The sequence below is a fragment of the Actinopolymorpha pittospori genome (genome assembly GCF_014873875.1).
In the GTDB taxonomy this organism is placed as follows: Bacteria; Actinomycetota; Actinomycetes; order Propionibacteriales; family Actinopolymorphaceae; genus Actinopolymorpha; species Actinopolymorpha pittospori.
In genome coordinates this window covers 8,000,926-8,022,022 of sequence record NZ_JADBEM010000001.1, presented here as the reverse complement: position 1 = coordinate 8,022,022, position 21,097 = coordinate 8,000,926, and the positions used below count along the sequence as shown (strand labels likewise).

General features: G+C 70.5%; 19 protein-coding genes. 17 read left to right on the top strand and 2 right to left on the bottom strand.

Going from position 1 to position 21,097, the window contains the following annotated elements; all coding sequences use genetic code 11:
• Positions 1-190: 190 nt before the first annotated feature.
• Positions 191-1,180, top strand: a complete 990-nt coding sequence (locus HEB94_RS37295) for an ROK family glucokinase (RefSeq protein WP_337918185.1) — start codon at positions 191-193, stop codon at positions 1,178-1,180.
• On the top strand, positions 1,180-2,220 hold the full coding sequence (locus HEB94_RS37290) for an ROK family glucokinase (RefSeq protein WP_192754195.1): 1,041 nt from the start codon (positions 1,180-1,182) through the stop codon (positions 2,218-2,220). Before HEB94_RS37295 ends, HEB94_RS37290 begins: the two co-directional genes overlap by 1 nt.
• A 77-nt stretch (positions 2,221-2,297) precedes the next feature.
• Here the strand turns inward: HEB94_RS37290 and HEB94_RS37285 are convergent, their stop codons facing one another.
• Complete coding sequence (locus HEB94_RS37285) at positions 2,298-3,035, bottom strand: UTRA domain-containing protein (RefSeq protein ID WP_192754194.1); 738 nt, start codon at positions 3,033-3,035, stop codon at positions 2,298-2,300.
• Positions 3,036-3,208: 173 nt separating this feature from the next.
• Between HEB94_RS37285 and HEB94_RS37280 the strand changes: the two genes are divergently transcribed.
• The 8 genes from HEB94_RS37280 (at position 3,209) to HEB94_RS37245 (ending at position 12,502) form a co-directional block, all read left to right on the top strand.
• A complete protein-coding gene (locus HEB94_RS37280) occupies positions 3,209-4,210 on the top strand; it encodes a Gfo/Idh/MocA family protein (protein ID WP_192754193.1) in 1,002 nt (333 codons plus the stop codon).
• Positions 4,207-5,154: a 5-dehydro-2-deoxygluconokinase gene (gene iolC, locus HEB94_RS37275; protein ID WP_337918184.1), complete on the top strand. Its 948-nt coding sequence runs from the start codon at positions 4,207-4,209 to the stop codon at positions 5,152-5,154. The genes HEB94_RS37280 and iolC overlap by 4 nt, the downstream gene beginning before the upstream one ends.
• Positions 5,147-6,058, top strand: a complete 912-nt coding sequence (locus HEB94_RS37270) for a Cgl0159 family (beta/alpha)8-fold protein (RefSeq protein WP_192754192.1) — start codon at positions 5,147-5,149, stop codon at positions 6,056-6,058. Before iolC ends, HEB94_RS37270 begins: the two co-directional genes overlap by 8 nt.
• On the top strand, positions 6,055-6,933 hold the full coding sequence (gene iolB / locus HEB94_RS37265; RefSeq protein WP_192754191.1) for a 5-deoxy-glucuronate isomerase: 879 nt from the start codon (positions 6,055-6,057) through the stop codon (positions 6,931-6,933). Before HEB94_RS37270 ends, iolB begins: the two co-directional genes overlap by 4 nt.
• Positions 6,930-8,843, top strand: coding sequence for a 3D-(3,5/4)-trihydroxycyclohexane-1,2-dione acylhydrolase (decyclizing) (gene iolD / locus HEB94_RS37260; protein WP_192754190.1), 1,914 nt, complete (start codon positions 6,930-6,932; stop codon positions 8,841-8,843). The genes iolB and iolD overlap by 4 nt, the downstream gene beginning before the upstream one ends.
• Positions 8,844-8,871: 28 nt before the next feature.
• Positions 8,872-10,470: a CoA-acylating methylmalonate-semialdehyde dehydrogenase gene (locus tag HEB94_RS37255; protein WP_192754189.1), complete on the top strand. Its 1,599-nt coding sequence runs from the start codon at positions 8,872-8,874 to the stop codon at positions 10,468-10,470.
• A gap of 110 nt (positions 10,471-10,580) precedes the next feature.
• Entirely contained in the window at positions 10,581-11,492 is a 912-nt protein-coding gene (locus HEB94_RS37250; protein WP_192754188.1) for a TIM barrel protein, read from the top strand.
• Positions 11,489-12,502: a Gfo/Idh/MocA family protein gene (locus tag HEB94_RS37245; RefSeq protein ID WP_192754187.1), complete on the top strand. Its 1,014-nt coding sequence runs from the start codon at positions 11,489-11,491 to the stop codon at positions 12,500-12,502. The genes HEB94_RS37250 and HEB94_RS37245 overlap by 4 nt, the downstream gene beginning before the upstream one ends.
• A gap of 71 nt (positions 12,503-12,573) precedes the next feature.
• On the opposite strand, the gene HEB94_RS37240 is transcribed toward HEB94_RS37245, so the two are convergent.
• Complete coding sequence (locus HEB94_RS37240; protein WP_192754186.1) at positions 12,574-13,278, bottom strand: DedA family protein; 705 nt, start codon at positions 13,276-13,278, stop codon at positions 12,574-12,576.
• A 172-nt stretch (positions 13,279-13,450) separates the two neighbouring features.
• Between HEB94_RS37240 and HEB94_RS53885 the strand changes: the two genes are divergently transcribed.
• The 7 genes from HEB94_RS53885 (at position 13,451) to HEB94_RS37205 (ending at position 21,047) form a co-directional block, all read left to right on the top strand.
• On the top strand, positions 13,451-14,782 hold the full coding sequence (locus tag HEB94_RS53885; RefSeq protein WP_202896759.1) for a histidine kinase: 1,332 nt from the start codon (positions 13,451-13,453) through the stop codon (positions 14,780-14,782).
• A gap of 74 nt (positions 14,783-14,856) precedes the next feature.
• On the top strand, positions 14,857-16,200 hold the full coding sequence (locus HEB94_RS51620) for a histidine kinase (protein ID WP_202896758.1): 1,344 nt from the start codon (positions 14,857-14,859) through the stop codon (positions 16,198-16,200).
• Positions 16,197-16,844: a response regulator gene (locus HEB94_RS37225; RefSeq protein ID WP_192754184.1), complete on the top strand. Its 648-nt coding sequence runs from the start codon at positions 16,197-16,199 to the stop codon at positions 16,842-16,844. Before HEB94_RS51620 ends, HEB94_RS37225 begins: the two co-directional genes overlap by 4 nt.
• 74 nt (positions 16,845-16,918) lie before the next feature.
• The gene (locus HEB94_RS37220; RefSeq protein ID WP_192754183.1) at positions 16,919-17,614 is read left to right on the top strand and encodes an endonuclease/exonuclease/phosphatase family protein; all 696 of its coding nucleotides are present in this window, start codon (positions 16,919-16,921) and stop codon (positions 17,612-17,614) included.
• A 337-nt stretch (positions 17,615-17,951) separates the two neighbouring features.
• The gene (locus tag HEB94_RS37215) at positions 17,952-19,166 is read left to right on the top strand and encodes an extracellular solute-binding protein (RefSeq protein ID WP_192754182.1); all 1,215 of its coding nucleotides are present in this window, start codon (positions 17,952-17,954) and stop codon (positions 19,164-19,166) included.
• Positions 19,163-20,128, top strand: coding sequence for an ABC transporter permease subunit (locus HEB94_RS51615; RefSeq protein WP_192754181.1), 966 nt, complete (start codon positions 19,163-19,165; stop codon positions 20,126-20,128). The genes HEB94_RS37215 and HEB94_RS51615 overlap by 4 nt, the downstream gene beginning before the upstream one ends.
• A 79-nt stretch (positions 20,129-20,207) precedes the next feature.
• Complete coding sequence (locus tag HEB94_RS37205; protein WP_192754180.1) at positions 20,208-21,047, top strand: ABC transporter permease subunit; 840 nt, start codon at positions 20,208-20,210, stop codon at positions 21,045-21,047.
• The last annotated feature ends 50 nt before the right edge of the window (positions 21,048-21,097 follow it).

Below are 21,097 nucleotides of genomic sequence, written 5' to 3'. Positions count from 1 at the left end.
CCGGTACGGCCGGCCGGGGGCCGTGGGCGCTCGGTCGCGGCGTGCGTGCGACCCGGTACCCTCTGCCGGAGTTCGGGTCCGCCGCTGGTGCCCGGGTGTCGGCAGGACAGCGGCGTGCGTCAGCATCGGCAGCAGAGGGTGAGAAGGGCAGGGCGGCGTGACAGATGTGCCTGAGGCTGCTCACGGGGACGTGACGGCTGGTGAGACCGCCGCTGCGATGCGGGTCGGCGGGTCCACAGGACTGACGATCGGAGTCGATGTCGGCGGCACCAAGATCGCCGGTGGCGTCGTCGACGAGTCCGGTCGGATCGTCGGCGAGGCACGGCGCGAGACACCCGCCACCAGCCCTCCCGAGATCGTCGCCGCCATCGCCGACGTGGTGAAGGACCTCCGCTCGGAGTTCGATGCCGAGGCGATCGGTGTCGGCGCCGCGGGCTTCGTCGACGCCAACCGCGCCGACGTCCTCTTCGCCCCCAACCTCGCCTGGCGCCAGGAACCGCTCAAGCGTGAGGTCGAGGCCCGCACCGGCCTGCCGACCGTGGTCGAGAACGACGCGAACGCCGCGGCGTGGGCGGAGTTCCAGTTCGGAGCCGGGCGCGACGTCGACGACATGATCCTGCTCACCATCGGAACCGGCCTCGGTGGCGGCCTGGTGCTGAACGGCGAGCTCTACCGCGGCGCGTTCGGCGTCGGCGGCGAGGTCGGCCACCTGCGCGTGGTCCCCAACGGTCACCTCTGCGGGTGCGGCAACCGCGGCTGCTGGGAGCAGTACGCCAGCGGCCGGGCGCTCGTTCGGGAGGCCCGGGAGTTCGTGAAGTCCAGCCCGTCCCAGGCCGAGGCGCTCCTCGAACGGGCCGGCGGTGACTGGACCATGGTCGAGGGACCGATGGTGACCGAGGCCGCGGCCGCCGGCGACACCGCCGCCGTGGAGCTGCTGGAGGACCTCGGCCGCTGGCTCGGTGAGGGCATCGCGACCCTCGCCGCGGTGCTCGACCCGGCCGTGGTCGTGATCGGCGGCGGAGTCTCCGAGGCCGCCGACCTGCTCCTCCAGCCGGCACGCGCGGCGTTCGCACGGCAGCTCACCGCCCGTGGACACCGGCCCGTCCTGCAGATCCGACCCGCCCTGCTCGGCAACGAGGCCGGCATCATCGGAGCGGCCGACCTGGCCCGGCGGCGCTGATGGCGTTCATCCAGGCACTGACGGTCGGCGTCGACATCGGCGGGACGAAGGTCGCCGCCGGCGTGGTCGACCCCGAAGGGCACGTCCTCGAACGCCTCCGCCGGGACACCCCCTCGACCAGCCCGCAGGCGACCGAGGACACGATCGCCGACGTGGTGGCCGAGCTGCGTAGCCGATACGAAGTCACCGCGGTCGGTATCGGCGCCGCCGGCTGGATCGACGTCACGGGGTCCTCCGTCCTCTTCTCACCCCACCTCGCCTGGCGGCACGAGCCCCTTCGGGACGCCGTCCGCCGCCGGGTCCGGCTCCCCGTGATCATCGAGAACGACGCGAACGCCGCGGCCTGGGCCGAGTGGCGGTTCGGCGCCGGCCAGGGGGAGAGCCACCTCGTCTGCGTCACACTCGGCACCGGGATCGGTGGCGCGGTGATCACCGACGGGGTCATGCTGCGCGGGAAGTACGGCGTGGCGGGTGAGTTCGGCCACATGACCGTCGTACCCGGCGGACACCGCTGCGAGTGCGGCAACCGCGGCTGCTGGGAGCAGTACGCCAGCGGCAACTCCCTCGTCCGCGAGGCGCGCGAGCTCGCGGCCTCCGGCTCGCCGGTGGCGCAGAACCTGCTCGACCGGGTGGGCGGCGACCCGGGCCGGATCACCGGCCCTTCGGTCACCGAGGCGGCCAAGGACGGCGACCCGGTCGCGGTCGAGCTGCTCGAGGAGGTCGGCCGCTGGCTCGGAGTCGGCCTGGCCAACCTCGCCGCGGCCTTCGACCCGGGAACGTTCGTCGTCGGCGGTGGCGTCTCCGAGGCGGGTGACCTCTTCCTCGGGCCGGCACGTGAGACGTTCAAGCGGTCACTCACCGGTCGGGGGTTCCGGCCGGAGGCGCAGATCCTGCGGGCGGCGCTCGGCAACGAGGCCGGTCTCGTGGGCGCCGCCGACCTCGCCCGGGAGAACATCCGGCTGTTCCGCCGGCGCCGTCGTCGTCGCCGTCCCGCCACCGAGCGGTTGCGGGAGCGTGTCGACCGGCTCGCCGACCTCTGACCCACCACCCTGGTCGGGGTGGCGGTCGGGACTGGTCAGGTTCGGGTCAGCTTCGGATCAGGTTCGGTCAGCCCGGGTCAGCGCTCGATCAGGGTGAGCTCGAAGGAGTAGCGCGACGCCCGGTAGACGTGCGAGCCGTACTCGACGGCACGTCCCACGTCGTCGTACGCCGTTCGGGTCATGGTGAGCAGGGCCGCGCCCTTGGCCTCGTGCAGGTCCTTCGCCTGGCTCGCAGTCGCCGTGCAGGCCCCGATCGTCTGCCGCGCGACCCGGAGCTGGACGCCCGCCGACCGCAGCAGGCCGTAGAGCCCGTGCTCCTCGAGCTGCTCGGTGGTGAGGTCGAGCAGACCGGTGGGCAGGTAGTTGGTCATGAGGGCGAGCGGCTCGTTCTGGGCGCAGCGCAACCGCCGGACCCGCAGCAGGTCGGAGCCGACCGGAACGCCGAGCGCGCCGGCGGCGTCCTCGGGCGCGGGGCAGACCCGCAGGTCCCGGACGATGGTGCTCGGGTGCTGCCCGGCACGGGTGAGGTCGTCGTAGAGGCTGGACAGCTCGATCGAGCGGCGCACCTGCGACTGGACGACCTGGGTGCCGACTCCGCGCTTGCGCACGAGCAGGCCCTTGTCGACGAGGTACTGGATGGCCTGCCGCATCGTGGGCCGGGACAGCGTGAGCTGGTCGGCGAGAACGATCTCGTTGGGCAGCCGGGTGCCCGGGGCGAGGGCGCCGGAGATGATCTCCCGCTCGATCTGCTCGGCCACCTGGAAGTAGAGCGGCACGGGACTTCGACGGTCCACCGTCACGGCGAGTGGTGTCACGCTCGCTCCTCGGTGAATAGTGGGAAGGGTCGGGTGTCAGTGCCCGCCGTCGGATGCGTACCAGTGTGCCGTACGCCGACGAGGAAAGCCTAACGTCAGAATGTCCTTACAAACTATTGACACCCCAGAAGCACGGCGGAAAACTCGACCGGGGGAAACGCACGGAGGGTGGAATGCGGATCGGACTCATCGGCGTCGGGCGGATCGGCGCCATGCATGCGGCGAATCTTCGTGATCTGCCGGGTATCGACGACCTGTACATCGCGGACGCCGACGTGGAGCTCGCTCGCGCGAGCGCCGACAAGCTCGGCGTGTCGAGCGCCGGGAGCGTCCAGGAGCTCCTCGCGAGCAAACCCGATGGGGTCGTGATCGCGGCACCCACCAACACCCACGCGGACCTGGTCGCGGCGGTCGCCCAGGCCGGTGTCGCGGTCTTCTGTGAGAAGCCGCTCGCGATCGACGTCCCGGGCACCCGGGCCGCGGTGACGCGGGTCGCCGCCACGGGTACGCCGTTGCAGATGGGCTTCCAGCGCCGCTTCGACCCCGGCTACCGCACCGCGCGGGAGCGGCTGCGCTCGGGCGAGCTCGGCTGGCTGCACTCGATCCTCGCCTGCACCCTGGACTCCGAACCTCCGCCGGCGTCCTACATTCCGGGCTCGGGGGGAATCTTCCGGGACTGCAGCGTCCACGACTTCGACGCGATCCGCTGGCTGACCGGCGCGGAGGTCGTCGAGGTGCGCGCGGTCGGAGCCAACCGGGGTGCGAGCTTCTTCACCGAGGCCGGCGACGTCGACACCGGACAGGCCCTGTTGACCCTCGGCGACGGGACACTCGTCACCACCGTCGCGACCCGGTACAACGGCGGCGGACACGACGTCCGTACCGAACTGCACGGGTCCCGCGGGACCGCGGTCATCGGCCTGTCCGACCGGACTCCGATGACCTCGACCGAGCGCGACGTGACCTGGCCGTCCGACTCGCCCTACGTCGGGTTCGCCGACCGGTTCAAGGAGGCCTACGTCGCCGAGCTCAGGGCGTTCCTCGAGGTTGCCGCCGGGCGGGCGCCCTCGCCGTGCGGGGGAGAGGACGCGCTGGAGGCGTTGTACGTCGCGGAGGCGTGCGAGTTGTCTCGCCGGGACGGACGTCCCGTGCGGATCGAGGAGGTACGCGGGTGAACTTCGACCTGATCACGATGGGCCGGGTGAGCGTCGACATCTATCCGAACGACATCGGGGTCCGACTTCCCGACGTGACGTCGTTCGCCAAGTTCCTCGGCGGCAGCGCGACCAACGTCGCGGTGGCCGCGGCCCGACACGGTCGACGTTCGGCGGTGATCACCCGGACCGGGGCCGACCCCTTCGGCGACTACATCCACCAGGCGCTGTGTGGTTTCGGGGTCGACGACAGGTACGTCACACCCGTCGCGGGACTTCCGACACCCGTGGTGTTCTGCGAGATCTTCCCGCCCGACGACTTCCCGCTCTACTTCTACCGGTACCCGAAGGCGCCCGACCTCGAGATCCACGAGGCCGAACTGGACTTCGAGGCCATCACCGCGGCGCGGATCTTCTGGGTGACCGGCACCGGTCTGTCGGAGGAGCCGAGCAGGTCCACGACGATGGCGGCGCTGCGGGCTCGCGCGCACCAGGCGCACACCGTGCTCGACCTGGACTACCGCCCGATGTTCTGGTCCGAGCCCGACGAGGCCCGGTCCGTGATCGGCGCCGCGGTCGAGCACGCCACCGTGGCGGTGGGAAACCTCGACGAGTGCGAGATCGCCGTGGGCACCCGGGATCCCGACAAGGCGGCGCGGGCACTGCTCGACCGGGGCGTCGAACTGGCCGTGGTGAAGCAGGGACCGAAGGGCGTTCTCGCGCGTACCCGCACCGAGGAGACCGTCGTGCCCCCCGTCATGGTGGAGGTCGTCAACGGACTCGGTGCGGGGGACGCGTTCGGGGGTGCGCTGTGCCACGGCCTGCTGTCCGGCTGGGACCTGCACCGGATCATGCGCTTCGCCAACGCGGCGGGTGCCTACGTCGCGGCTCGCCTCGCCTGCGCCGACGCGATGCCGAACGACGCCGAGGTCGAGGAGTTGCTGGCGGAGGCGTCGGATGGCTGATCCAGGTCCCATGGTGGACGTCGCCCGGTTGGCCGAGACGCGGTTCCGCGATCCCGCCGCCGTGGGCGACGCCTACGCCGCGCGCCGTCGCCGGCCGATCGTCGGGCCCAGTGGCCGGCTGATGATCATCGCGGCAGATCACCCGGCCCGTGGCTCCCTGGCCGCGGGCGACCGGGTCCACGCGATGGCGGACCGGGCCGAACTCCTCGCGCGCCTCCTGGTCGCCCTCGACCGACCCGGCGTCGACGGGGTCCTCGCGGCGCCCGACGTGATCGAGGACCTGCTGCTGCTCGGCGCGCTGGAGGGCAAGGTCGTCATCGGCTCGATGAACCGGGGTGGGCTGCCCGGTGCGGCGTTCGAGGTCGACGACCGGTTCACGGCGTACGACGCGGACAGCATCGACCGGTTCGGCCTGGACGCCGGCAAGATGCTGGTGCGGATCGACTACGCCGATTCCGCGACCGCGGCGACGATCGAGAGTTGCGCCCGCGCGGTTAGCGCTCTCGCGCGGCGTGGCCGGATCGCCGTGGTCGAGCCGTTCGTGTCCCGCCGGGTCGACGGCCGGCTCGGCAACGACCTGAGCGCCGACGCCGTGATCCGCTCGGCGGTGATCGCCGCAGGGCTGGGCGCCACCAGTGCCTACACCTGGCTGAAGCTGCCGGTGGTCGCGGACGCGACCGAGATGGAGCGGGTGGCGGCCGCGACGACGCTCCCGATCGTGCTGCTCGGCGGCGAGGTCTCCCGGGACCCCGACGAGTCCTACGCCCGGTGGGAGAAGGCGCTCGCGCTGCCCACCGTCCGTGGCCTCGTGGTGGGCCGGACGCTGCTCTACCCGCCTGACGACGACGTGGCGGCGGCGGTCGACACCGCGGTGAGCCTGCTGCCGACGGAAGGGGAATCGTGAAGCACCACCTGCCGGCCGGATCGCTGGCCGAGGGTGACTGGAGCCTGCGGCTCACGCCGGATCGGGCGGGCTGGGCCTACAGCGGGCTGCGGGTCCTGGAGCTCGCGCCGGGCGGTTCGCTCACCTTCGCGACCGGCGAGGAGGAGATGGTCGTCCTCCCGCTCTCCGGTGAGGGCGTGGGAGTCGAGTGCGACGGCACGTCGTTCGAGTTGGCCGGCCGCTGCGACGTCTTCTCCGGCGTCACCGACTTCGCCTACGTCCCGCGGGACGCCGAGGTCAGCGTGTCCGCTCCGGGCGGTGCCAAGATCGCCCTGCCATCGGCGCGATGCAACCGGCGCTTGACGGCGCGGTACGGTCCGGCCGAGAAGGTGCCCGTCGAGCTGCGCGGCACCGGCCAGTGCAGCCGGGAGGTGCACAACTTCGCGGCCGCGGGAGTCTTCGACGCCGACAAGCTGATCGCGGTGGAGGTACTGACACCGGGCGGGAACTGGTCGTCGTACCCACCGCACAAGCACGACGAGGATCGCCCGGGCGAGGAGTGCCCGCTCGAGGAGGTCTACTACTTCGAGGTCGCCGAAGGCCCCGCCGGCCCCGGCGTCGCCTACCAGCGCGTGTACGGCACGGTGGATCGTCCGATCGACGTGCTGGCCGAAGTCCGCAGCGGCGATGTGGTCACGATTCCACACGGCTGGCACGGCCCGTCGATGGCGGTGCCGGGTTACGACCTGTACTACCTCAACGTCATGGCCGGGCCCAGTCCGGACCGGGCCTGGCTCATCCGCGACGACCCGGCGCACGGCTGGATCCGTGACACCTGGGACGACCAGTCGGTCGACCCGCGACTGCCGATGACGAGCACAGGAGGAGAGCGATGAGCGCAGGCGAGTCCTCGGTCCGGTTGACGGTGGGGCAGGCCCTCGTCAGGTTCCTGGCCCAGCAGTGGGCCGAACGCGACGGCGTCGAGCAACGGTTCTTCGCCGGCTGCTTCGGGATCTTCGGACACGGCAACGTCGCGGGGTTCGGGCAGGCGCTCGCGGAGTCGGCCCACCGTGACCCCGCCGAACTGCCCTACTTCCAGGCCCGCAACGAGCAGGCGATGGTGCACGCGGCCGTCGGCTACGCCCGGATGAAGAACCGCCTGCGGGCGTTCGCGTGCACGACCTCCATCGGCCCGGGCGCCACCAACCTCGTGACCGGCGCGGCCCTCGCGACGATCAACCGCATCCCGGTGCTGTTGCTGCCCGGCGACATCTTCTCCACCCGCGTCGCCAACCCGGTCCTGCAGGAACTGGAGGACCCGCGCTCCTACGACGTCTCCGTCAACGACACCTTGCGTCCGGTGTCGAGGTACTGGGACCGCATCAACCGGCCGGAGCAGCTGATCCCGGCCGCCCTCGCGGCGATGCGCGTGCTCACCGACCCGGCGGACACCGGCGCGGTGACCCTGGCACTGCCGCAGGACGTCCAGGCCGAGAGTTTCGACTGGCCGAAGGAGTTCTTCGCCCGTCGGGTGTGGCACGTGGGACGCCCCGTCCCGGAGCCGGGCGCTCTGGACCGGGCCGTCGAGGTGATCCGCACGGCCCAGCGACCGCTGGTGGTCGCGGGTGGCGGTGTGATCTACTCCGAGGCCACCGAGCAGCTGCGGGAGTTCGCCGAGCTGACCGGCGTACCTGTCGCGGAGACCCAGGCCGGCAAGGGCTCGTTGCCGTGGAACCACCCCTCCAGCGTCGGTGCGATCGGCGCCACCGGAACGACCGCGGCCAACGAGCTCGCCCGCGAGGCGGACGTGGTGATCGGCATCGGCACCCGCTACAGCGACTTCACGACCGCGTCCCGGACGATCTTCGCCCGGCCCGACGTCCGGTTCGTCAACATCAACGTGACCGGCTTCGACGCGGCCAAGCAGGCGGGCGAGTCCGTGGTCGCCGACGCCCGGGCCGCGCTCACCGCGCTGTCCGGACGTCTTGCGGGTTGGGCCGTCGATCCCGCCTACCGCACGCGGGCCACCGAACTGTCGGCGCGCTGGCAGGAGACGGTCGACGAGGCGTACGGCATCGGCCGCGAGGCCGCGAAGGCCGCGAAGCCCGGTCAGTTGCTGGCCCAGACCGAGGTGCTCGGCGCGGTCAACGACGCGGCCGGTGAGCGCGGCGTCGTCATCAACGCCGCCGGGAGCATGCCCGGCGAGCTGCACAAGCTGTTCCGCACCCGCGACCCGAAGCAGTACCACGTCGAGTACGGCTACTCCTGCATGGGTTACGAGATCGCGGCCGGTCTCGGCGTCAAGATGGCCGACCCCGACCGCGAGGTCATCGTGCTCGTCGGCGACGGTTCCTACCTCATGCTCGCGCAGGAGATCGTCACCGCCGTCCAGGAGGGTGTGAAGCTCACCATCGTGTTGGTGCAGAACCACGGGTACGCCTCGATCGGCTCGCTGTCGGAGTCGGTCGGCTCGGAACGGTTCGCGACCAGCTACCGCTACCGCAACCCGAAGACCGGCGCGCTGGACGGCGACGTCCTGCCCGTCGACCTGGCGGCCAACGCCGCGAGCCTAGGTGCCGACGTCATCCGGGCGGGCACCATCGACGAGCTCCGCTCGGCGCTGGACAAGGCCCGCGAGGCGACCCGAACCACCCTCGTGCACGTCGAGACCGACCCGCTGGGGGAGGCCCCGTCCTCACAGGCGTGGTGGGACGTTCCGGTCGCCAGCGTCTCCACCCTCGAGGCGACCCGCCGCGCCCGCGAGGAGTACGACGAGCACAAGCCCGCCCAGCGGCACTACCTGTAGACAACGATCACGAGAAAAGGTTTTGACCATGTCCACCAACCAGTCCGCGAGCACCGGCTCCGCGACCGACGCGACGAGCGCCGCGGGTGTCGCGACCGCCAACACGAGCCCCGGCACCGCCGACGGTGCGCGAGGCCTGGTCGAACACTGGATCGCCGGATCCCCGACGCCTGGTTCCTCGACCAGGCGGGGTCCGGTATGGAACCCCGCCACCGGCGAACGCCAGGCCGAGGTGGTCCTCGGCAGCCGCGCTGACGTCGATCTCGCCGTCCAGACCGCGGCCAAGGCGTTCGAGTCCTGGCGGGAGGTGTCGGTCACCCGGAGGGCGAAGATCCTCTTCGCGTTCCGCGAACTCGTCGACCGGCACGTCGACGACCTCGCCCGGATCGTCACGGCCGAGCACGGCAAGGTGCTCTCCGACGCCCGTGGCGAGGTGCTGCGGGGTCTTGAGGTCGTGGAGTTCGCCTGCGGCATTCCGCAACTGCTGAAGGGCGAGTTCTCCGACCAGGTGTCCACCGGCGTCGACGCCTACTCCTTCCGGCAGCCGCTCGGCGTCGTCGCGGGCATCACGCCGTTCAACTTCCCGGTCATGGTGCCGATGTGGATGCACCCGATCGCGATCGCCTGCGGCAACGCCTTCGTGCTCAAGCCGTCCGAGCGGGACCCCTCCGCGTCCCGGCTGGTCGCCGAACTGTGGCAGCAGGCCGGCCTGCCCGACGGGGTGTTCAACGTCGTGAACGGCGACAAGGAAGCCGTCGACGGACTGCTCGAGCATCCAGACGTGGCCGCCGTTTCGTTCGTCGGTTCGACGCCGATCGCGAAGTACGTCCACGAGACCGCCACCAGGACCGGCAAGCGCGTCCAGGCGCTCGGCGGGGCGAAGAACCACGCCGTGGTGCTCCCGGACGCCGACCTCGACTTCGCTGCCGACCACATCACCGCGGCGGGGTACGGCTCGGCCGGCCAGCGCTGCATGGCGATCTCGGCCGTCGTGACGGTCGGGTCCGCGGGCGACACCCTGGTGGAGAAGCTGCGTCAACGCGCCATTGACGTCCGGGTCGGGGTCGGAACGGACGACAGCGCCGAGATGGGGCCGGTCGTCACCGACCAGGCGCGGGAACGCATCGTCGCCGCCATCCAGAACGGCCAGTCCGAGGGCGCCGCGCTCGTCGTCGACGGGCGCGGGCTGCGGGTCGAGGGCCACGAGAGCGGCTTCTTCGTCGGGCCGAGCCTGCTCGACAAGGTGACGCCGGCGATGCGCGTCTACCAGGACGAGATCTTCGGGCCGGTGCTCGTGGTCCTGCGCGCCGACACCCTCGCGGAGGCGATCGAGATCGTCAACGCCAACCCGTTCGGCAACGGCACCGCGATCTTCACCGGTAGCGGTGAGGCAGCCCGGACCTTCCAGCGGAAGGTCACCGTCGGGATGATCGGGATCAACGTGCCGATCCCGGTGCCGATGGCGTTCTACAGCTTCGGTGGCTGGAAGGACTCGCTCTTCGGTGACCGGCACGTGCATGGTCCTGAGGGCGTCGGCTTCTACACCCGCGCCAAGGCCGTCACGTCCCGGTGGCCGCACGTCGAGGGCCTCTCCGACGCGGCGTTCCACTTTCCGAGCTCGGGCTGAGCCACCGAGCCGAAGCGACGAGTCCCGTTCGAATCCTCCGAGCGGGCGGTGCGACCGGGTCTCGCGGACCCCGACCCGGCCAGAAGTACGCAACAAGGAGTTGACACGTGATGGACCTGGGACCCCTGACCGGCCGGGTGGCCGGTGCACCGATCTCCTGGGGGGTGTCGGAGGCGCCGGACTGGGGCCATGAACTCCCCGCACCGGTCGTCCTGGCGCAGATGGCCGAAGTCGGCTTGGCAGCTACCGAACTCGGGCCGACCGGCTACCTCGGCGCCACACCGGACGCGGTCCGCGCGGCCCTGGAAAGCCACGACCTCAGCCTGATCGGTGGCTTCCTTCCGGTGACCCTGCACCTGGACGCCGACGTCGACCTCGCCGCGGCCGAAGCGGCGATCCGCACGCTCGCGGCGGCCGGCTCGGAGGTCGTCGTCCTCGCGGCCGACGCCGGTCCGTCCGGCTACGACAGCAAGGTCGAACTCGACGACGACCAGTGGCGCCACCTGCTGCGGAACCTGGCACGGGTACGCGCGCTCGTCGCCGATCTGGGCCTGCGTACGACCCTGCATCCACACGTCGGTACGGCGATCGAGTCGGCCGAGACCGTGCGGCGGCTCCTCCACGACAGCGACGTCCCTCTCTGCCTGGACACCGGGCACCTCGCCATCGGCGGGACGGACCCGGTGGACCTTGCGAGGTCCGCGCCGGAACGGGTGGGACACGTCCATCTCAAGGACGTCCGCGCCGACGTCGCCACCTCGGTGGAGAAGGGCGCGGTGAGCTGGGTCGACGGCGTACGCGGCGGCCTGTTCGCCCCCCTGGGTGACGGCGATCTCGACATCGCCGGCGTCGTCCTCGCGCTGGAGGAGACGGGCTACCACGGCTGGTACGTCCTCGAGCAGGACACCGCGCTGCCCGGCATTCCGGCGGCCGGGCAGGGACCGATCCTCGACGTGCGCCGCAGCATCGACTTCCTGCGCGACACCGTCGTGCCGGCCCTCGCGGCGGGGAGGCGGGCATGACCGTTCGGGTGGGTGTGATCGGCACCGGGATCATGGGTGCCGACCACGTACGCACGCTCACAACTTCCGTCGCCGGCGTGCGGGTGAGTGCGATCAGCGACCTGGACGAGCAGCGCGCGCAGGCCGTGGCGGTCGAGGTCCCTGGTGCGCGGGTGCTGTCCGACCCGTTGGCGCTGGTGCACGACGCCGGGGTGGACGCCGTACTCGTGGCCTCCGCCGACTCGACCCACGAGGAACTCGTCCTCGCCTGCCTGGAGGCCGGCAAGCCCGTCCTGTGCGAGAAGCCGTTGGCGCCCACGTCCGACGGCGCGCTGCGGATCGTCGAGACCGAGGTACGAGGCGGCCGCCGGCTGGTGAGCGTCGGTTTCATGCGCCGGTACGACCCGGGCTACGTCGACGTCAAGGCCGGGTTGCGGGACAAGGTGATCGGCGCTCCGCTGATGCTGCACTGCGTTCACCGCAACGGCTTCTCGGCTCCTGGGACGGCGACCTCCGGGCTGATCACCGGGTCCGCGGTGCACGAGTTCGACGTCGTGCGCTGGCTCCTCGAGGAGGAGATCACCCGGGTGACGGTGCACCGTCCGCGGTCCTCCTCGCTGGTCGTGGGCGGGACGAGCGACCCGCTCTTCGTCCTGGTGGAGACGACCAGTGGCCTGCTCGCAGACGTCGAGGTCTTCGTCAACGCGCAGTACGGCTACGAGGTTCGCTGCGAGCTCGTCGGTGAGTACGGCACGCTGCTGCTGGACGAGCCGGAGCAGGTGCGCCGGCGGAGTTCCCGGAGCCGGTCCAGCCGGGTGTCGCTGGACTGGCGGGACCGGTTCGCCGAGGCCTACCGGCGGGAGCTCCAGGACTGGGTGAGCGGCGTGGCCGCCGCGGAGCAGCGCGGCGCGAGCGCCTGGGACGGATACGCGGCGACGGTGGCCGCGACGGCCGGGGTGGCGGCGCTGGAGAGCGCTGGTCCGGTCCCGGTCGACCTGGAGAAGCGTCCGGACCTGTACGAGTCGCGCTGACCCGCTGTGACCCCGGGGCGCGTGTGCCGCCCCAGGGTCACTTCGTCGATCGTTCCTCTGCTCGCCCGGCGTCAGTTCCCCCGTGGGTCGCCCGTGGCGGCGAGGGCGTCGTCCGCCGCCAGCCCGTCGTCATCGCCGTCATCGGGATCCTTGGCGCTCGCGCTCCTCGCCGCCCGCGACCGGGAGCGTGAGTGCAGGTGACGTACGCTCTCGACGACGACGGTGAGCGCCACCGCGAGGCCGACGCCGAGCAGCACGCCCTTGATCGGGTCGTTCTCGAACGCGATGCCGCCGATGTACCCCATCAGCGCGGAGTAGACGGCCCAGGAGACGGCGGCGATCGCGTCGAAGATCGCGAACGACCGGCGCGGGTACCCGACGGCGCCCATGGTCAGCGTGGCGGCGGTCCTCCCGCCGGGGATGTAGCGCGCGACCACCAGCAGCAGGCCGCCGCGTTCGGTGAGGGTGCGCGCCGCCCAGTCGAAGGCGCGGTGTCGCCGGGTGCCGGGCCGGACCCGGGCGAGCAGTCGGGCGCCGGCGGTCCGCCCGATCGCGTAGGAGATGTGGTCGCCGACGAACGCTCCGAGCGCGGCGCACACGATGACGAGGAACAGGTCCGGGGCTCCGCTGGCGGCGAAGACGCCCGCGGTGATCACGGCGCTCTCACTGGGGAACGCGGGCACGAAAGCGTCGAAGGCGGCGAGCAGGAACAGGATGAGGTAGATCCACGGGGAACCCATCACGTCGTGGGCGACGTGCAGGATGGCCTCGGTCATCGCCGTCTCCGAAGGAGGCGGTGCGGTGTCGTCTTCTCCATGGGACGACCCTGGCCGACCACCCCCTGGTCACGCGTCGGCCGACAGTCGCTTCGCGACCTGCTACTTAGGTAGCGGGTCGGTAGTCGATGGTCGCACGCGTGTGGTGGCGGGCTCGCCTACGCTCCTGAGGGTGGACAGCATCGGGGCGTCGCCACTGGGTGGCCGGCTGTGGGGCTGGGCCGGCCGGGCCTACGACCGGGCCGCGCCCTGGTTGGTCGGGGTCGCGTCGTTCCTGGTGCCGCTGGGCCTGGTGCGGAACTGGGTGACCCCACTGGTCCTGACCCTCGCGACGGCCTCCGGGGTCGCCGCGTGGATGGCCCGCCGCAGGCGCTGGCCGATCTACGTCGTGGCCGTCGTAGGTTTCCTCCTGGCGGCCCTGTGGCCCGCCGGCCTCGTCGCCGCCTACTACGCCGGCACGAGCTCACGCCGCCGCGCCGAACTCCTCGCGTTCGCGGTGGCGTGCTGCGCTGTCGTGCTCCCGCCGTACGGTCTCCTCCTCGACCTTGGATCCGACCTCGCCGGATGTAGCGAGTACTGCCTCGGCACCGGCATGGACGTCATGGCCAACCGGGTGCTGCTCCTTTCCTGCCTCGCCTTCGCACTCATGTCGGGCCTGTGGGTGCGGGCTCGTCGTGAGGTGTTGGTGGGGTTGCGGGAGCGGGCGGCGCGGTTGGAGCGGGAGCAGGTGGTGGAGGCTGAGCGGGCGCGGGCTCAGGAGCGGGAGCGGATTGCGCGTGAGATGCATGATGTGGTGGCGCATCGGGTGTCGTTGATGGTTTTGCATGCGGGTGCGTTGGAGGTGAATGCGCCGGATGAGGCGACGGCTCGGGCTGCGGATTTGATTCGTGGTACGGGTCGGGAGGCGTTGGAGAATTTGCGGGATGTGTTGGGGGTGTTGCGCTCGCCTGAGGGTGGGGTTTTGTTGCGGCCGCAGGCGGGGGTGGGGGATCTTGGGCGGTTGTTGGATCAGTCGCGGGCGGCTGGTGTGGTGGTGGGGTCGCGGGTGGTGGGTGGGGTTCGGTCGTTGCCGTTGATGGTGGAGAGTACGGCGTTTCGGGTTGTGCAGGAGGCGTTGACGAATGTGCACAAGCATGCGGGTGGGGCGCCGACCGACGTGGTGCTGACCTATCGACCCGACGACCTCGAGATCACCATCCGCAACGCACCACCCGGGACCGGAGGCGGGAGGAGATCTGCTCCGGGTTCTGGTGCGGTGGATCAGGGGCTGGGCGCCGGCGCCGGACTGCCTGGCGCCGGGCTGCCTGGCGGCGGGTTCGGTCTGCTCGGACTTCGGGAACGCGTGGAGATCCTCGGCGGCTGGTTCCGTGCCGGCACTGATCCAGATGGTGGCTTCACCGTCACCGCACACCTACCCACCGAGCACGGTGAGCTCCCGCCCGAGGGTGGGGTCGAGCCGCGCGGCCGCGGGGCTGACGCGCCTTCGCCGGCCGTCGGTCCCTGAGCCTGCGACTTAGGTAGGGGGTCGGTAGTCGATGGTCGCAGGCGCCCGGTGGAGGGCTCACCTAGGCTCCGAGGGTGGACAGCATCGGGGCGTCGCTGCTGGGTGGCCGGCTGTGGGGCTGGGCCGAGCGGGCCTATGACCGGGCCGCGCCCTGGTTGCTGGGCGTCATGGTCATCACGCTGTCCGTGGTCTCGGTCCAGGTCTGGTGGACGCCACTGGTGGTGAGCGTCGCCTGCGTGTCCGGGGTCGCGGCGTGGATGGCCCGTCGCAGGCGCTGGCCGATCTTCGCGGCGGCGGCGGTCAGCGTGTTGTCGCTCGGCCTGTGGCCGGCGGCCCTGGTCGCCGCCTACTACGCCGGCACGACCCTGCGTCGACGACGCGAGCTGCTCCTGTTCGGCGTCGCGACACTCGCTGTCGTGATTCCGGCGTACACCGTCGTCGCCAACCTCGATGTCGACCGGATCGGCTGTAATCAACCGTGTGTTGGCACCGCCCCGGAGATGGACGGACTCGCGAACAAGGGCTCAGTGCTGCTCTTCATCGGGCTGGGGCTGGTCGTGGGCCTGTGGGTGCGGGCTCGTCGTGAGGTGTTGGTGGGGTTGCGGGAGCGGGCGGCGCGGTTGGAGCGGGAGCAGGTGGTGGAGGCTGAGCGGGCGCGGGCTCAGGAGCGGGAGCGGATTGCGCGTGAGATGCATGATGTGGTGGCGCATCGGGTGTCGTTGATGGTTTTGCATGCGGGTGCGTTGGAGGTGAATGCGCCGGATGAGGCGACGGCTCGGGCTGCGGATTTGATTCGTGGTACGGGTCGGGAGGCGTTGGAGAATTTGCGGGATGTGTTGGGGGTGTTGCGCTCGCCTGAGGGTGGGGTTTTGTTGCGGCCGCAGGCGGGGGTGGGGGATCTTGGGCGGTTGTTGGATCAGTCGCGGGCGGCTGGTGTGGTGGTGGGGTCGCGGGTGGTGGGTGGGGTTCGGTCGTTGCCGTTGATGGTGGAGAGTACGGCGTTTCGGGTTGTGCAGGAGGCGTTGACGAATGTGCACAAGCATGCGGGTGGGGCGCCGACCGAGGTGGTGTTGACCTATGGTCGGGATGTTTTGGAGGTGACCGTCCGAAACGCCCCGCTGGGTGGTGCCGCTGGCGGGGCTTCGGGGACCGCGACCGGGAGCGACCTGCCGGCCAGTGGCTTCGGCCTGGTGGGGTTGCGCGAGCGGGTCGTCCTGCTGGGTGGGGAGTTCCGGGCCGGCGCCGATCCCGACGGCGGGTTCACGGTGACCGCGCGCCTGCCCGCCGAACATCGGGACGCACCTCCCGAGCCCGCGGCCGAGCCGTCCGAGCAGGAGCCGCCGCGGGTGCCCGCGGGGAGCGCGGCGGACCAGACCGCCACCAAGCCGGCGGAGGAAACGACGGGAGAAGCGCCGTGATCCGGGTACTGGTCGTCGACGACGAAGAGCTGGTCCGCTCCGGTCTCCGGATGATCCTCGAGGTCGCGTCCGACATCGTGGTCGCGGCCGAGGCGCGCGACGGGACGGAGGCGCTGGCCGCGGTGGCGCGGCACCGCCCGGACGTGGTGTTGATGGACGTCCGGATGCCAGGCATGGACGGCCTCAGCGCGGCCGTGGAGATGAGTCGGATGGCGGAGCCGCCGAAGGTCGTGATGCTGACGACGTTCGACCTCGACGAGTACGTCCACACCGCGCTGCGGGCGGGGGCGGTCGGCTTCCTGCTCAAGGACACTCCGCCGCGCGACCTGGTGGCCGCCGTCCACACCGTCGCCGCCGGTAACGCCATGCTGGCGCCGGCCGTCACCAAGCGGCTGATCAGCTCCTTCGCCGAACGCGGGCCCACCCGCTCCGAACACGCACGCAAGCGGTTGACCGAACTCACCGCGCGGGAGTACGAGGTGGTCTGCGCCATCGCCCGCGGCCTGTCCAACGCCGAGATCGGTCGTGAGCTGACGATGAGTGAGGCGACGGTGAAGGCGCACGTCAGCAGGTCGCTGGCGAAGCTGGGGTTGGACAACCGTGTCCAGGCGGCGATCCTCGTCCACGACGCCGATCTCCTGTAGCACCGGGCCGCCACCTCGCCGCGTTGCGCCGGGCCGGTCGAAGGCATCCGGACCAGCCCGGATAACGTCCTCTCGTGTCGAAGGTGCGGGTGCTCAGCTACAACGTTCGAGGTCTGCGCGACGACGTGCGTGCCCTCACCGAGGTCGTGCGCCGGTGTCACCCGGACGTCCTCCTCGTCCAGGAGGCGCCGATCCTGCTGCGCTGGCGGTCCCGGTGCGCGGCGTTGGCCCGGGAGTGTGGCCTCGTCTACGTGGCCGGTGGTCGGACGGCGGGCGGCAACCTGCTGCTGGTGAACCAGCGCGTGAGCGTTCACGGCGTGGGAGAGCACCGGATCCGGCAGCCGCTGCGCGACCCCGTCCGCGGCGTCGTCTCAGCGACCCTCGGCGTCGGCCGGACGCGCTTCGGTGTGGTGGGCATGCACCTGAGCCTGTCGACAGCCGGCCGGGAACGCGAGATCCGGGAGGTGCTCGCGGTCGTCCGCTCCTTCGCCGGGCTGCCGGTCGTCGTGGCCGGAGACCTGAACGAGGAGCCGGGCGGGCCGTCCTGGCGGGCCCTCGCCGAAGCCGGCCTGCGGGACCTCGGTGGCGACCAGGGGGCCGAGTCCACCTTCCCGGCGGGCGATCCTCGCTCCCGGATCGACGCGGTGTTCGCGACCGACGGCCGGATGCGCGGCACGGAGTACGGCGTTCCGGGCGATCCCGCCCTGCGAGTCGACCTGGTGCGGGCGACCGACCACCTTCCCGTACTGGCCGGGCTCGACCTCGGCTGAGCAGCGGCCTCCCAGGACCGTCGTCCGTCCCGACCGTTCTCCGCGCCACCCTCGCCGCGTTCCCACACAGCCCGCCGCGTTCCCACACAGCCTGTCGGCGACGTTATCCACCGCCTGGGTTCATGCGATTCGTATGGGTGTTATCCGCCAGCAGAATAATGTCGGCCTTTCCTTGACCATGATCCGCCGGCGCGCCGAGTATTCCTCCTGATGTCAGGAGGAACGAATGTCGGTCAATCACGTCGAATCAACCTCTCCGGCAGCACGGCGGGTTTCCCGTCGAGACGTCCTGCGCGGTGGGGCGGTAAGTGGATTGGCGCTCGGAATCCCAGCTCTGGTGGGCTGCTCCGACGGCGGTGGCGGCGGTGGCGGCAAGGCAACGGTCCGCGTGTGGACCTGGTACGGCGAACAACGTGACCAGTGGCCCACCCTGATCAAGGAGTTCCAGGACACCCACAAGAACATCACCATCCAGAACCGTGTCTTCGGTGACTCCGACAGCTATCTCCCGGCGTTGCAGGCCAGCGTCTCCGGTGGTGATCCGCCCGAGATCTACGCGCCGCACGTGCTCGCCATCGAATACGGCAAGGCCGGGATCGCGCTCGACCTCAAGGAAGCTCTCGGCGCCGATTTCCTGAAGGGTTTCTTTCCCTCCACGAACGACGAGTACAGCGATGCCGGAAAGCAGTACGCCCTGGGCTGGATGGCGCAGACCTTCGGCATCTTCTACAACCCGAAGATCTTCGACCAGGCCGGGGTCGAGCCGCCTGAGACGTGGGACGACCTCGTCACCGTCGCGGACGCGATCCGGTCCAAGGCCGGCCTGGTGCCCTGTTCGTTGTCGAACAACCCGGGGCCGAGCGGCCTCGACTTCATGCTCCCGCTCATCACCCAGGCGACCGACAACCCCAAGCTGGTTCTCGACCTCGACATGCAACGCGGCGGCGCCTCGTGGGACAGCGCTCCCGTGGTCCAGTCGCTGGAGATGGTCAAGCGGCTGGTCGACGCTCAGGTCTTCCAGCCCGGGATCAACGGCGTGACCGGCGACCAGGCGAGCAGCGCGTTCTACACGGGCAAGGCGGCCATGCTCTACTCCGGCTCCTGGACCCCGCAGGGGATGCTGCAAAACGCGCCGAAGGAGTTCGTCGACACCTACAAGGTGATGGAGACACCGGCGTGGAAGGCCGGGGCGAAGCACTGGTGCGCCAACCAGGCCGGCGCGGGACTCGCGGTGAGCGCCGCGAGCAAGAACTCCGAGGCGGCGGTGGAGTTCCTCAAGTGGCTCTATGAGAGTGAACGCTACGCGAAGGTGATGAACGACTCTCACAGCATGCCGTCGACGGTGGCCGCCGCCGAGCGGATCAGCGACCCGTTCATGAAGACGATGACGTCCTGGCTGGTGCAGGGCAACGGGTGCCCCCACATCCTGTTCGGCAAGGGCTCCTCCGACGCCGCGGCCAACCAGCTCGCCGCCGTGATCGCGGGTGATACCGCGCCCACCGAGGCCGCGGCAGGCATCCAGCAGGCGGTGGAGAAGGCGCAGGCGCGGTGAACGCCACCGTAGGGTCCCCGCGTCTTCGAGCCGACCGGTCCGGCCCTGGCGGGCCCGTCCGGAGCGGGCGGGCCAGCCGGCTCGCCCGCTACGCCGTCGGCTACGCGTTCGTGGCTCCGATCGTGGCGTTCTTCCTGACGTTCGTGCTGTATCCGTTCCTGCGGTCGTTCTACATCAGCCTGACGCAGTGGTCCGGGTTCGGCGTCCCGCGGTTCGTCGGCCTGATGAACTTCGCGAACCTGCTCGACGACGAGATCTTCTGGCAGTCGTTGCGCACCACCTTGGTGTTCACCGTCGTGTCCACCGTGCTGCAGACGGTGCTCCCGATGGCGCTCGCGATCCTGCTCGCTGCGGGCTGGCGGGGGAGCGTGGTGTTCCGCACGGTGTTCTTCATGCCGCAGGTCGTCTCGCTGGTGGTGAGTGGCCTGCTGTGGCAGATGATGTACGACGGCAACTTCGGTCTCGTCAATCGCATGTTGACATCCGTCGGGCTGGGCGGCCTGGCCCACAACTGGCTCGCCGATCCCGGGACCGTGCTCCCGGCGATCCTGGTGGTGTCGCTGTGGCAGTCTGCCGGCTTCTACATGCTGGTGTTCTTCGCCGGCCTACAGGGAATCGACCAGACCCTGTACGAGGCCGCTCGGGTGGACGGTGCCAGCAAGATCCAGGAGATCCTCCGGATCACGGTGCCGATGCTGGCCCCGGTGACGGGCGTGGTGGTGACCCTGAACGTCCTCGGTGGAGTGAAGGTGTTCGAACTCATCTACGTGATGACCGGCGGTGGACCCAACCATGCCTCGGAGGTACTCGGCACCTACCTGTACGGGCTCGCGTTCGGCTCGACGGCCGGTTCGACGCCGGCGGTCGGTTACGCGACGGCCGTCAGCGTGGTCGTGTTCGTCCTCGGCATGGCCGCGGTGGGGCTGCAGTTCGCGATGACGAGGCGGGCCCGCGATGTCTAGCCCGATGTCCGGTCCGACGTCCAGCCCGATGTCCGGCCCGACGTCCAGCCCGATGTCCGGTCGGAGGAGCGGGCCTTCGGTGCCAGGCGCCGTGCGCACCCGCCGGATGGTGGTCCGTACGGCCGGCTACCTCGTCCTGACCGGCCTGTCGGTGGTGACGGCGTTCCCGTTCGTCTGGATGCTGCTGACCTCGCTCCGGCCGGGAAACACGGTCTTCACCGAGGGCGTGATCCCGCGCACCCTCACCTTCGAGGCGTACGAGCAGGTGTGGCACGGCGTCGACCTGCCGCGGCACTTCCTGATCAGCCTGCTCATCACCGCGGCGACCGTGGCGGCGGTCGTGTTCCTCGCGACGCTCGCGGGCTACAGCTTCGCCCATCTGGACTTCCCGGCGAAGAAGACCATCTACCTCACGCTGCTCAGCACGATGATGCTGCCGGGTACGGCGGTGATCGTCCCGCTCTTCCTCGAGCTGAAGCAGTTCAACCTGCTCGACACCGCCACCGGACTCGTGCTCGTCTACGTCGGGACCAACCTGCCGTTCGCGATGTTCTTGATGCGGGCGTTCTTCGAGACGCTGCCGAAGGAGCTGCGCGACAGCGCCCGGGTCGACGGCGCGAACGAGTTCCGGATCTTCTGGAGCGTGATGGTCCCGCTGGTCGGTCCAGGGGTGGCCACCCTGGTGATCTTCCAGTTCATGTTCACCTGGAACGAGTTCATCCTCGCCAACACGCTGTTGCAGACGCCGGAGAAGCTGCCGCTGCAGCCGGTGTTGTTCGCGATGCAGGGGCAGTACTCCACGAACTGGCCGGTTCTGACCGCCGCGCTCGTCATCTCCGTCCTGCCGATCGTCATCGTCTACGTTCGCATGCAGCGGCAGTTCGTCGCGGGCCTCATGATGGGTGCGCTGAAGACGTGAGCCGGCAGTGGAGAGCGTCAGGACAGAAGGGACCACAGCAGGTGGGAACG